The 12,634-nt window shown below is 47.7% G+C and carries 13 protein-coding genes and 1 riboswitch; of the genes, 9 read left to right on the top strand and 4 right to left on the bottom strand.

Annotated features, from left to right (window positions below; genetic code table 11):
* Window positions 1-6 precede the first annotated feature (6 nt).
* The 3 genes from DESLBE_RS11055 to DESLBE_RS11045 are packed head-to-tail and all read right to left on the bottom strand — an operon-like array spanning window position 7 to window position 4,635.
* Window positions 7-1,335: an MFS transporter gene (locus tag DESLBE_RS11055; protein ID WP_144676784.1), complete on the bottom strand. Its 1,329-nt coding sequence runs from the start codon at window positions 1,333-1,335 to the stop codon at window positions 7-9.
* 6 nt (window positions 1,336-1,341) lie between these two features.
* On the bottom strand, window positions 1,342-4,017 hold the full coding sequence (locus DESLBE_RS11050; protein ID WP_144676782.1) for a phosphoenolpyruvate synthase: 2,676 nt from the start codon (window positions 4,015-4,017) through the stop codon (window positions 1,342-1,344).
* Window positions 4,018-4,029: 12 nt separating this feature from the next.
* Window positions 4,030-4,635 carry a TetR/AcrR family transcriptional regulator gene (locus DESLBE_RS11045; RefSeq protein ID WP_011461687.1) on the bottom strand — a complete coding sequence of 202 codons (606 nt, stop codon included), beginning with the start codon at window positions 4,633-4,635 and terminating at the stop codon, window positions 4,030-4,032.
* A gap of 205 nt (window positions 4,636-4,840) precedes the next feature.
* Between DESLBE_RS11045 and DESLBE_RS11040 the strand changes: the two genes are divergently transcribed.
* The 6 genes from DESLBE_RS11040 (at window position 4,841) to DESLBE_RS11015 (ending at window position 9,247) form a co-directional block, all read left to right on the top strand.
* Window positions 4,841-5,212, top strand: coding sequence for a PadR family transcriptional regulator (locus DESLBE_RS11040; RefSeq protein ID WP_015943218.1), 372 nt, complete (start codon window positions 4,841-4,843; stop codon window positions 5,210-5,212).
* A complete protein-coding gene (locus DESLBE_RS11035) occupies window positions 5,199-5,858 on the top strand; it encodes a permease prefix domain 1-containing protein (RefSeq protein ID WP_144676780.1) in 660 nt (219 codons plus the stop codon). Before DESLBE_RS11040 ends, DESLBE_RS11035 begins: the two co-directional genes overlap by 14 nt.
* Before the next feature lie 23 nt (window positions 5,859-5,881).
* Window positions 5,882-6,445: a hypothetical protein gene (locus DESLBE_RS11030; protein WP_015943220.1), complete on the top strand. Its 564-nt coding sequence runs from the start codon at window positions 5,882-5,884 to the stop codon at window positions 6,443-6,445.
* Window positions 6,446-6,614: 169 nt separating this feature from the next.
* Entirely contained in the window at window positions 6,615-7,805 is a 1,191-nt protein-coding gene (locus DESLBE_RS27295) for a methyl-accepting chemotaxis protein (RefSeq protein WP_144676778.1), read from the top strand.
* 115 nt (window positions 7,806-7,920) lie between these two features.
* Window positions 7,921-8,538, top strand: a complete 618-nt coding sequence (locus DESLBE_RS11020; RefSeq protein ID WP_144676776.1) for a hypothetical protein — start codon at window positions 7,921-7,923, stop codon at window positions 8,536-8,538.
* Between the two features lie 73 nt (window positions 8,539-8,611).
* Window positions 8,612-9,247 carry a hypothetical protein gene (locus DESLBE_RS11015; RefSeq protein ID WP_144676774.1) on the top strand — a complete coding sequence of 212 codons (636 nt, stop codon included), beginning with the start codon at window positions 8,612-8,614 and terminating at the stop codon, window positions 9,245-9,247.
* A 113-nt stretch (window positions 9,248-9,360) separates the two neighbouring features.
* Here DESLBE_RS11015 and DESLBE_RS11010 read toward each other — a convergent pair whose 3' ends face one another.
* On the bottom strand, window positions 9,361-10,014 hold the full coding sequence (locus DESLBE_RS11010) for a flavodoxin family protein (protein WP_144678641.1): 654 nt from the start codon (window positions 10,012-10,014) through the stop codon (window positions 9,361-9,363).
* A gap of 199 nt (window positions 10,015-10,213) precedes the next feature.
* A riboswitch (glycine riboswitch) is annotated at window positions 10,214-10,304 on the top strand.
* A gap of 143 nt (window positions 10,305-10,447) precedes the next feature.
* On the opposite strand from DESLBE_RS11010, the gene DESLBE_RS11005 reads away from it, so the two are divergent.
* The 3 genes from DESLBE_RS11005 (at window position 10,448) to DESLBE_RS10995 (ending at window position 12,601) form a co-directional block, all read left to right on the top strand.
* Window positions 10,448-10,750 carry an ACT domain-containing protein gene (locus DESLBE_RS11005; protein WP_011461681.1) on the top strand — a complete coding sequence of 101 codons (303 nt, stop codon included), beginning with the start codon at window positions 10,448-10,450 and terminating at the stop codon, window positions 10,748-10,750.
* 11 nt (window positions 10,751-10,761) lie between these two features.
* On the top strand, window positions 10,762-12,129 hold the full coding sequence (locus DESLBE_RS11000; RefSeq protein ID WP_011461680.1) for a PFL family protein: 1,368 nt from the start codon (window positions 10,762-10,764) through the stop codon (window positions 12,127-12,129).
* Window positions 12,130-12,265: 136 nt separating this feature from the next.
* Entirely contained in the window at window positions 12,266-12,601 is a 336-nt protein-coding gene (locus DESLBE_RS10995) for a cupin domain-containing protein (protein ID WP_144676772.1), read from the top strand.
* Window positions 12,602-12,634: the final 33 nt, after the last annotated feature.

The following is a 12,634-nucleotide window of genomic DNA, read 5'->3' as shown; positions in this document are numbered from 1 at the left end:
TCATTGTCAGAGAATCTCGTTGATCACTCCGGCGAGGCAGAGTAGCACTAAGAGTCCGAAAGCGCCGATAAATTCCCCGACTCCGCTGATGAGGCTGACTTCGGGCAGCATGCCGATCAGCAGGGTTACCCCGATGGAAGCGCCAAAATACCGTCCCAGTTGGACCAGGCCGCTGAGGACCGTTCTATCCTCACTTTCTACAGCGTTCTGGGAATTGATGAGGAAGGTGGCCATGATTCCGCCGGCAGATAAGCCCATCAGGATTAAGAACAGGCAGAAGGGGACGATCTTAACAGTATAAAGAGAATACAAAAGGAAAACGGAGCTGATGGAAAGAATAAGCCACAGGTATCTGGGCACCTGCCCTAACTGAAGCTTGTTTAAGCGGCTGCCCCCGAGGAGCCCGGAGGTGAGGCTGACCATAAAGAACAGAAGAGTTTTGCTTTCATCCAGCGGGAAGCCCTGGCGGCTGAGCATGACCCCACAGAGGGGAAGGAGAGCAGCCAGACCGTACATGATGGCTCCCGACAGCACGGCACTGATCAGGGAGCGGCGGATAATTTGGGTTTTGAGGAATTCCATTTTGATGATGGGATTCTTTTGTTTTCTTTCGTTGAGCACCAGCATTGTCCCGGTGAAAATCAAAGCCGGGAGAAGGGCGGCTCCTAACACGCCGAACCGGCCCTGATGGCTGAGGGCATTGGCAAGGGTGACGGCGAGAAGGCAGAAGCCCCCAAAAAGCAAACCACCCAGGATATCGATCTCCTTAAGCTTCATGTCGCTTTTGCTCTCTTGCACTGTTTTTCCCAGAAGCACCAGGAGCATGGAAAAGGCAATCATCCCCAGGTTCAAGAAGAAGATCCAGGACCAGCCCAATTCCTTGGTGATAAAACTGCCCAGAGGCGGGCTCAGAAGATTGGAGAGAAGTTGAACCAAGCCAAACAGGCCGATCATTTTTCCCCGCTGCTCAGCTGGAAACATATCGGAGACCATGGCCATGGCTACGGGGCTGATGATTCCAGCCCCGACACCCTGAATGACCCTTGCCCCTATGAAGTAGGGCATAGTGGCGGCGAAACCGCCGCAAAGACTGCCTAAAGCAAAGAAGCACATGCCCAGGATGAAGAATTTCCGCTTGCCATAGATATCGGCAAACTTGGCGAAGAGGGGGATGGTGGCGATAGAGGCCAGCATGTAGCTGGAGAAAACCCAGTCGTACAGAGCGCCTCCTCCGATTTCTTCTACGATAAAGGGCATGGCCGTCGCTAAGATGAGCTGCATCACCCCAATGGAAAACATGCCAAAGAGCAAGCCTATAAAGCCAAGAATAAGCATCTCCTCCTATTCATCAAGAATCAGGACATAGCCCGCATCGCCCTCCACGCGGATCTTCTGGCCGGTCCTGATTTTTTTGGTGACATCCGTTATTCCCACCACAGCGGGGATGCCATACTCCCTGGCTACCACGGTCCCGTGGGTGAGCAGACCGCCGACTTCCATGACCAAACCGGAAGCGTTGATAAAAAGAGGAGTCCAGCCGGGATCTGTAAAGGGAGCGACTAAGATCTCCCCCTTGTTGACAGAGGCTTGGGCAGGGTCGGTGACTACCCTGGCGATGCCCTCAACCCTCCCCGAGGATACAGGCATGCCGATCAAGGAGCCGACGGGAAGATCTTCTCTCTGGTAGCTGGCCTTAGGCTCTTCGCCGTCGCTGGTTAGGAGGCGGGGAGCACTGAGCTTCTTATAGTGGCGGCACTCTTCTTTCCTTTGCTCCACCAGCCCGGTGAGGCTGTGGTTATCCTGTATGGCTTGATAAAGCTCCCAAAAGTTCACATAGAAAATATCTTTTTCGGTTGCCAGCAGACCTTTTTCTACCAGGTATTTGGCTTCGGCTAAAAAGGCCCGCTTACAAAGCAGGATCAGTTTCATGATCAAATATTTAGGATGTTCACGGACAGGCAGATAGTTGCGGACTATTCTAATCAGCCTGCGAACAAGCTTGGCTTTCAGCAGGCCATGTTTGTCCGCCACTTCCTTAACCAGATCATCCGCCGCCTTCAGGGCTTTTTCCTTGGTAAGCTGGTATTCCTGGCGGTGAATGCCTTCCGGAGCAGAATGGACGATGGCCAGAATGGATTTGGCTAAAGGCTCGGGATGCTCGATCCAGCGGTCCTTGGCCATATCGATCTCACCGGCGGCCCGCATATCGTATTTGGCCATAAAAGTGCAGAAGGCTTCCTTGAAGGTTTCGTGCCCGGGGAGGTTATGAATACGAGTGAACAAGGTGCCGTAATCTTCATTTTCAAACTCATGAATTAAATCAGGGGAGCGGCGTACCTGATCAGCCAAATCGCCGATGAGAAGCCCCATTTCTGTAGTGATATTTCCTTCCAGCCCGGTGACAAGGATACTAGTGTAGTTCCGGCTTCCCAGCAGTTTTTCTTCCCAATGCTCCAGAGCCTTGAAGCTTACGATGGCCGGCATCAGTCTGGGCAGGAGATTTTTGAAATCAGCTGTAAAATCTGCCGTTCTCCTGATCGCTTCCAGTCGGTCGGTGCCCGGCTTGGCTTGCTCTATGGCCTTTTCAGCATCCCTGACCCGGTTTTCAATATAGTCATGGATAGATTGGATAGCACCCTCGGGCCTCTTGAAAAGAATGGCTTGAATAGCCTTAAAGACAATAGGCTTAAAAAAGCTTTTAAAAGCTTTAACCGTTTTTTCATCCTTTTTGATACGGTCGGTAAAGCCGGTCCGGTTGGTCAATTCAGTCATAGCCTCGGCAGCCAGAGCGTCCACATTTTTAAAGAAGAGAGGAAAGGCTTTGCGGGCGGTTTTAAGAGCCAGGATTTCACTGATATCGATATAAACCCTGCCGGCCGCCTCTTTGACCCGCTGATACTCTTCAGCACTGCAGGCACTTTTGTCAAAGGGAAGCATCAGCCGCAGCATATCAATGCCGAGAGGGGAAATAGGATCGGTCATAACCTGAATATGATTTAAGGAAACATAGACATGCAAGGCATCATCTTGGGGGAGGGGCGTGGGGAGAGGATAGAGGGAGGTGATGGCCCGGCTCTGCAGAATGCTCAGCGTCGGCGAACCATCGGCAGAAAGCCCGGAGCTCAGGCACCACTCGATGTCCTGGGGGCAGCCGTAGTGCTGTTCGATAGCTTTACCAAGTTCGGCCAAGTCTTGAATCAGAGAGTCATCAAGAACCTGACGGGTGGCTTTTTCCCCTGTGATTGCCACTTTTTCGGTTCCGCCGCCCGGGACGGGCAGGATAGCCAGCTTTTTCTCGGCGATGGATTTGCTCTGAATCTGGCCTGATGCTTTATTAAAGGTATAGATATCCGGTGAGACAAGTCCGGAGACAAGAGCCTCCCCCAGGCCATAGCCGGCATCGATGGAGATAAGACCCCGGTGTCCGGACACCGGATCGGCAGTAAACATAATTCCGGATACTTCGGGAAAAATCATCTTTTGAACCACCACGGACATATAGACCTTTTCCTGGTCAATGCCGTTTTGCATACGATAGAGGATGGCCCGATCCGTAAAGAGCGAAGCCCAGCAATTGCGAAGGGCATCCAGAACTTCTTCTTCACCTTTGATATTCAGATAGGTATCCTGTTGACCGGCAAAGGAAGCGAAAGCCAAGTCCTCAGCGGTGGCGCTGGAACGGACGGCATAGTAGTGTTGTGCCCCTGATTTTTGCAGAGCCTGGAGGACAGCTTCTTTGACAGACTGGGGAATCTCCGCCATCCTGAGTCTTTCCCGAATGGCTGAGCCAATGGTCTTAATCGTCTCTAAGCCGGCGTCTTTAATGGTTTCAGCTATATAGGCAGGGAGGTTATTGGCCCTAAGGAACTCTTGGTAACTTGCGGTGGTTACGCAAAAACCATAGGGTACAGGAAAGCCTGCTTTGGTCATTTCTCCAAGGTTTGCTCCTTTTCCGCCAACGAGTGGCAGATCCCTTTGATCAATATCATTAAAGAATAAAGTGTAATGCTCTTCCATAACGTGACCTCCTTAAGCTTTAGCCCCACTTAAAAGCACTTCAATGAGCTGCTCCCGCAACTGCTCCAGCTCTGCAGGTTCCTGAACAAACTGGCAGGAGATGAAATAATTTACGGTGATAAGCTGAAAATTCCTGGCCAAAACCAGAGTCGGGATGTCCTTCCTCACTTCCCCGTTTTTTTGAGCTTCGGCAATCATATTGAGAATGACCTTCTCTAACCCACTGCGGTGGGGATGATTGAAAGGATTGGCTGAGGGAATATTAAAAAGGGTCTGCATCCTGAAACTTAAGTAGATGGCTGTCAGCTCCGGATCTTTGCCGAAAAAATCATGTCTGAAATCCAGCAAGAGCCGAAGCTGTGCTGCGATTCCTCTGTGCTCCTTGAGTTGAGCCTCCATCTCCTCGCCGAAATCCATGATGGCAGATTGAACATAGGCACTGAGTATGGACTCCTTATTTTCAAAGTAGTTGTACAATGTGCCTTTGGAAATATCGGCGTTTTCAGCGATTTCTTCCATAGAAGTTTCCGGGAAGCCTTTCGCCCTGAATAGTTCCAGGGCACAGTGGATGATGCTTGATTTGGTTTCTTCTTTTTTGCGTTCTCTTCTATTCATCATGTCTCGGTAAAGCCTCCCTAACGATTATATACTATAGTATATTTTTATCCTTATGACTAATATTATACTATCGTATAGAAATATTAACAATAATAATAGTGCAAAAAATAACTGATTAAAAAAAAATTGATGAGAAAGTGTCTGTCATATTACTTTGACACACATAGTAATGTGTGATACGTTATATATCAAGAGGTGAGAGTCTATGGCAGCAACAATTTCTACCGATCTTATTCGTGGGCATACGGATACCGTTATTTTAAATGTTTTGCGCCAAGGGGATAGTTATGGCTATGGGATCTATAAGACGATAATTGAGCTCAGCGGCCATCAATATGAACTGAAAGAGGCGACTCTCTATACAGCTTTCCGGCGCATGGAACAAGAAGGTTGTATCGTTTCCTATTGGGGAGACGAAACCTCCGGCGGCAGAAGAAAATATTACCGGATTACAGATAAGGGTTTGGAAACTTACGAGAAAAATATCAAGGATTGGTGCCTGGCGAAAAAGATATTGGATAAGTTGGTTCTTAATAGGATAGATCAGGAAGGAATGGGTGGACATGAGACAGACTGAATACGAGTTGGAGCATAAAATCTCAGCCTATATCGACGCTTTATTCGCCGGAGTGGGGGCAAGTCAGCAGCTCTTTGATCTAAAGGAGGAGATAACGACCAATCTGAATGAGAAAACCTTAGACTATAAAAATAGGGGGATAAGTGAAGACCAGGCGTTTAAGGAAGCGATCGTGTCCTTAGGGGATTTGAGCGGTTTGGTGGCGGAGATGCGGCAGATTGGCCAGGATAAAGCAAAACAAGCCGTTTATTCCACCATGACGGCAAGAATTTCTCTCGCCGGAACTATAGCAGGGTCGCTGATAATTTTATTTGGATTTTTTAATGTTGCTATGTTATACTTCATGAAGCTGGATGCTGTTAGTATATCAGGGTCAGGAATATTTATCGTTGCCGGTGGTGCCCTGCTGACATACAGCCTATTGACCAGAGAAACCCGCCAAAAGTATGCTATGAATAAGATAAGAGCAGGGCTTTATGCTTTGTCGGTGGGACTGCTGCTCTTTGGTATGTTTTCGGCTGCAGTTGCCGGATTTGCTACAGGGGAAGTGTTTATTGCCATAGCTTCACTGATGATGTTTTTTCTCGTCGGCTTTGGTGTGTTCCTGTTTTTGATTTTGACCGGACCGGATCGCCGTAAAAGATAGTAACTGCGGAGGTGTTTCGAACCTTGTATGTTTATCTTGTGTTTTCGAAAACAGGCACATGGCTTTCCAGGGTTCTGACTCTTTTTACTGGGGAAAAATATGTTCATACATCCATCAGCCTTGACCATGACTTGAAAACCATGTATTCTTTTGGACGGGTTACGCCCAACAATCCATTTTCTGCCGGCTTTATTAGAGAAAATTTTAATAAGGGTGTTTTTTTAAAAAAAAGCAATTGCGAATGTATTGTTTACCGGATAAAAATCAATGAAATTCAACACGCGATGTTGATCAATGAACTGTCTCGGTTTATAGCAGCCGACCAATTCTTAAGATATAATTTTCTAGGGCTGTTTACTGCCGCCATGAAAATCCCCATGCGCAGAGAAAATCACTACTTCTGTTCTCAATTTGTTTCTGAGCTGCTCATGAAGATTAATTTATTGCAAAATCCGTTTCCGCCGGAACTGACTAAACCCATGGACTTGTATCACATCGAAGGTAAAGAAGAAATTTATCAAGGATTTACCTGGCAATTTGGGGCAGCATCTTTAGGGAGTGCTAATCGGGGGTGTGTTGCGAAATGAACTATTTCATTGCGCAGCAGCCCCTTTTTACGTGGAAGGTGTAACCTCATTTATTTTAATCGTTAGCATTAAAAAATCATATTGAAAGAATAGAGGACTTTTGCAGAGAAATGTCAAAATTGTGTATACGTTAATCATTGTGGTTACTTTCACATGATGGGGGTGGAAAATGAATAATCGCTTAATGAATATATCTACCATCGGGAGTTCCCAGGCAGTCGCTGATGAATTGCACCGGGTCACCTCTCTATACTTTGGACATAAAGTCCAGATGAGAAACAAATATTATATCAAAGAGGTTCCGGCCAATTTAAACGACGATCTTTATATTGTCCTTCCCACAAGGGTGGAGGAAGCCTCTAAATATGTGGCCAGACAAAAGATATTCCCTCTGGAGCTCGTTCCCGAAGACCTTTTTTACATAAGAGTTGCCCGCCTTCCCGCAGGAGCCAATGTAGTGATCTTTAACAATAACGGTTCCCAGGCCAAAGCCATAGAGCAATACCTTCATGAGCATGAGGTCGACCATGTAAATTATAGTCTTCTCCCATTTACTGAGATGACTAATGATCAGGCTAAGGAAATATTGCAGCAAGCTGATTACATCGTTGGCATGCAGGGCTATGTAGGACCTAAGGGAGTTCTCTGGACTCATTACGGACAATACTTTGATAAACATAGGGTATCTATTATCGGATTTAATCGGGCCATTAAACCTGAGGATATACTGCATCTGACCGAAAAGGTGGTAGAATTTAACTTTAATCAAATACTGTCCAACACCCAAGGGATCAGCTTTGACTTAAATGCTCATATTCAGGAAGTTATGAGTTCAATGGAAGGTATCGTGAACTTTATGCAGGATACGAATTCAAGTATCCATGAAGCCCATGACCGCATCCAGAGACAAGTGGAGCGCATCGACGAAACCATTGAAGTTACCAATGATCTCAATACCAATACCCAGAAGATTGATGAGCTGATTAATACCATCAAACAAATATCGGATCAAACCAATCTGCTGGCTCTTAATGCAGCTATTGAAGCAGCTCGTGCCGGAGAAGCGGGGAGAGGCTTCGCTGTGGTCGCCGATGAAGTAAGAAAGTTGGCGGAAAGAAGCAAGCAATCCATCCAATTCATCCAGCAGCTGGTTGCCAATATAAAACAAACCAATCATCGCACCGTTCCTTTGCTCCACTTCTTAGCCGGAGAAATTAAGGACATGGATGGAATTATTAATAAAATACTCAATAGCTCTACAATCAATCAAACGGAGGCCAAATCCATATCGGAAGCCTTGAACCGTGTTACGAAGATCAGTGAGCAACTGACCAATGAGTTTATAGCCTTTAGTTTCTAATGATTTGAATTCCAAAAAACGGATGAAGAAAATCGTCAGATAGAAACATCCCCTCCCGTCTTATATACCAGTAGCAGCTATGATGCTTCGAGGTATTGGAATGGGAGGGGATTCTTTGTTTAAATTTAAAATTTCTAGAACTTTGATGTTGGGGATGTGCTTGACTCTGGCCGCTTCCGCTCCGGTGTATGCAAGTGAAGACAGAGATATGGGCCAGGTTTCAGGTGTCCAGCCGGCCCTGGCGAGCATGATGGTTGAACCCAGTGATCCGGTGGTAAGCCCTGGGCAAGAAGTTGATCCGGCACTGGTGGAACTGAACAAAGGGATCTATCAATTTATCTTCGAGGAACATCGCGGTGAGTTTGGGGACAAGGGGTTTTCTGTCACTCATACCGGCCTTATGAGTGATTATGTAGAGATCGGCATCCAGCCTTATAGTGAAGAAAGTGCTCAATACCTTTATGATAGGTTCGGCAAGGAAAAGGTGAAAGTGGTTGAAGGAGAATTCGCTTCGCCTTTAGCTGCAGCTGCAGGTGGAGCTGAGCCGGCTGTGAATCCTCTGGCTTCCGGTGGGGAGACAAGTAATGAGGCGCAGGCTGAGGGTGTTTCCGCTAAAAGTGACGAGGCTCAAGGAGAAGGTTCCGACGCTATGCTTTATGGATTAGGTGCTGCGGTAGTTCTGGGAGGAGGGGCTTTTGGAGTAAAGCGCACTCTTTCCCGGAGCAAAAAATAATCCCAGTGAAAAGAGTAAAAGAAATGGGGATGGAGATACTCTCTGTTAAGAAGAACTACCGAGGTGATGCACAGTGTTTAAGAGATTCCTGATTATTTTGGCTTCAGTACTTTTACTGGCGGGTTGTGCGGTCAAGACGCCCCAGGATCAAAATGCTGATCTGGATAAACCCGGGCAGCAGGTAGGGACGGATTTGCCGGTCGGGGACCAAGGACAGACAGGCCCTGGTGTAGGACAAGGTAACGAGACAGAACAAAGTGCCAGCCTGGGAAACATCCATCTGGGCGATCCCTTCAGCCAGGCAGAGAAAATCTTGGGCAAGGACTATCAAGAAACTTTCTATGATGAGCCTGGGCATTTCCCTGAAGCCTGGTACAGCAGAGAGTATAAGCAAGGCATCAGGCTCATTGTCGGAAAAGATTCCGGCAAAGTGCTGGAGATTGACGCTATTGCCGCGGACTTCGCCACCAACCTCGGTGCCAAGGTAGGAGATACCGCTGAGAGAATTAAGGACGTGTATGCTGACAAATACAAACCCTTTGAAAGCAGACATGGTGAAGGACCTCTGGAAGGCTTCTATCTGCTGGAGGATGGTCAGCTCATGATCTTCGACTATAACAGGGAAGATAACCAATTGGTCAATACGAATGTGAAGCCGGATTCTAAGGTGGAGATGATCAGGTTGACCCAATCTCAATATCTGGATTAAAGGCGATAAACAGGCGAAAACGCATCCGCAATTTGGGATGCGTTTTTGTTTGGAAACCAATCCGCCAAACCATAATATATTAAAAATAGGGGAGGGGAGAGAGTTTTCACGATCTATTCAGCATTACGCCCGGACAGCCTGGCTCCCAGGTCAAAGGCTTGCCGGCAATCCTGAGGGAATCGCTCTTGGCGCACCTGGGCTTTATGCTGCTCATTAAATCGGGAGGATGCATAGTTGGAGTAGTTGTCAAACTGATAGGTATCTGTGGCCAGGAGATATTCGGAAGGTCCATTAAGGAGTTCGAGGCTGCGGGCATTGGCTTTAAAAACCGCTTCGTAACCAAGCTGAGGCAGGAAATCTTCGGGAACATTCATCGTGTAGATAAAACCTGAGGCCACTTTTCTTGGGAAAACAGTACGCTGGCCTTCATTATAGGAAAGAAGGGAGAAAAACAGCCGCTCCAGGAAGGAGCGCATTTCTCCGGTGACATTGCCAAAGTAAATGGGCGAACCCAGCAGCAGGGCATCGCACTTCAGCACTTCTTTCAAAAGGGGGGTCAGCTCATCTTTAAGGACACAATGCCCTATCCGGCTGGAGTTCTTGCGTTTGCACCCAAAGCAGCTGATGCATCCTTTATAATTCAGATCATAAAGATGAAACAGGTCTGTTTCGGCACCTACAGATTGCGCTCCTTCAAGGGCTTTATGCAATAATGTAGCCGTGTTCCATTGCTTGCGGGGGCCGCCATTAACAGCAATAACCTTCATAGTCAATACCTCAACTCCTTATGTTAATGGGTTTGCTTAATTGAGCAGTAATTTGCCTTCACTCCTATTATATTAGGGAGAGTCTTAAAAACAAAGGTTTGCAATTATGAGCAAGGATGTTTATAATACTGAAAAGAAGTGAATAACTGGATGAGGTTTTCAGGAGAACAGGGTAAGCTAACCATGATGAACTGAAAACGGACAGAACTCTGGAGAGTTCCGCAAGGACGCCGAAGGGGCAAGACAGCAAAGCTGTTCAATCTCTCAGGCAAAAGGACAGAGCGCATAGTTTGTGAACGATGCTAAGGCAGGCGATAACTGCCAATAAGCGGGTTCGCAAATGCTCGTGTACCGGAGTCAAACTTAAGATTTGGCTTTTTTTTATTGGTGAAAAGAAAGGAAAAAAAACAAAAAAGAAAAGGGGTAAAGAAAAATGAGCTTAGAACCAACCCGTGATACGTCCAATCGCGTGATTATTTCCATCTTAGGCAAGGATCAAATAGGAATTATCGCCTGGCTGACCGGGCGCTTAGCTGAAAAATCCATCAATGTACTGGATCTCAGTCAAACCATTCTCCAGGGTTTTTTCACCATGATTATGATCGTGGATGTTACTCAATCCACGGCCTCCTCCTTAACCGAGCTCACCAAGCAATTGCAAAGCGAGGGAGAAGCCCGGGGCTTAAAGGTCAATGTCCAGCATGAAGATATTTTTGAATTCATGCATCGAGTATAGGGGGGATTATAGTGAAAATGCATCTGGCTCCTCAGGAAATACTGCAAACCATTGCAATGGTGGAAAATGAGAATTTAGACATCCGTACCATCACTATGGGCATAAGTCTGTTGGACTGTGCCGGAGATGATGTACAACAGGTGGAACAAAAAATCTACGATAAAATTACCCGTCAAGCTGAGCATTTAGTCAGCGTAGGGGAAAGCTTAGCCGCTCGTTACGGCATTCCTATTGTCAATAAAAGAGTCTCGGTAACTCCGGTGGCCCTTTTAGGCTCCAACTTTAATCCCGAAGAAATGGTCCGCTTGGCTAAAGCCTTAGACAGAGCGGCCAAGACGGTGGGGATTAACTTCCTGGGAGGTTTTTCCGCCCTCGTTCAAAAAGGCTTAACCAAGGGAGACCGCTCCTTAATTGAAGCGATTCCCCAAGCCTTGGCGGAGACAGAGTTTGTCTGCTCCTCGGTGAATATCGGTTCCACCAAATCCGGAATCAATATGGATGCTGTGCTGAGGATGGGGGAAGTCATCCTGGACAGCGCCCGGCGGACAGCGGCTCAGGATGGCATCGCCGCAGCCAAGCTCGTGGTCTTCTGCAACGCCCCGGAGGATAATCCCTTCATGGCCGGTGCCTTTCACGGAGTGGGAGAGCCGGAGGCGGTGATCAACGTGGGGGTCAGCGGTCCCGGCGTCGTTGCCCATGCCGTCAAGAAAAGCCCCCAGGCGGATTTGGGAGAACTGGCCAACCTCATTAAACGAACCTCCTTTAAGATTACCCGCATGGGAGAATTGATTGGCAGAGAAGCTTCCCAAGCTTTGCAGGTTCCCTTCGGCATTGTGGATCTTTCCCTGGCACCGACCCCGGCTGTGGGAGACAGTGTAGCAGAAATTCTTGAGAACATGGGACTGGAACGCTGCGGCGCCCATGGGACCACGGCTGCTTTAGCCCTGCTTAATGATGCGGTGAAAAAAGGAGGAGCCATGGCATCCTCCCATGTGGGCGGTTTGAGCGGAGCCTTTATCCCTGTCTCCGAAGATGCAGGCATGATCGAAGCCGTGGAAGTCGGCGCCCTGAGCATTGAGAAGCTGGAGGCCATGACCTGTGTGTGCTCGGTGGGATTGGATATGATCGCTATCCCCGGAGATGTGGAACCGGAAACCATCGCCGGGATTATCGCCGACGAGGCTGCTATCGGCATGATTAATAAGAAGACAACCGCGGTACGGGTGATACCGGCCATCGGCAAAAAGGTGGGGGATCGGGTTGAGTTCGGCGGACTGCTGGGCAGCGCCCCGGTGATTAAGCTGAACCCCTTCTCTTCCCGTGAATTTATCCGGCGGGGCGGCAGAATTCCTGCCCCCATAACCAGTCTATCCAACTAAAATTGTCCTTTGCTGAAAAAGAGAATTGGAAAGTGATTCCAATCACGTTTTTTTAGGGTAATTCAGGTTAGAATAAGTCATAAGCAAATGATTGAATCATAAGCAAATGGCCTGCAGGAAAAAGGGGGATTTTATAATGGCACAAATTATGAAAAATATTGAGTTTTCCCAAGTTCTGGACCTGAAAGAGCTGATTACTTACCAACAGGGACAAGTGATCAGCCGCACCCTTGCTCAGACTCCTATCGTCAGCATTACCCTATTTTCCCTGGATGAGGGGGAGGGAATCAGCACCCATACCACTTCGGGAGACGCCATGGTGCAGATTCTGGATGGCGAAGCGGAAATCACCATCGGGGATAAGCTGTTGACTGTAAAAGAGGGAGAGACCCTGATCATGCCCTCCGACGTTCCCCACGGTTTGGAAGCCAGGAAACGGTTTAAAATGCTTTTGACGGTGATTAAGTACTAGGAATAATATTTTGATGAGGCAGACGCGCTGGTC

It is taken from the genome of Desulfitobacterium sp. LBE, from assembly GCF_007830365.1.
Taxonomy (GTDB): Bacteria; Bacillota; Desulfitobacteriia; order Desulfitobacteriales; family Desulfitobacteriaceae; genus Desulfitobacterium; species Desulfitobacterium hafniense.
The sequence above is the reverse complement of the archived record's forward strand: the minus strand, read 5'-3'. Positions and strand labels throughout refer to the sequence as shown.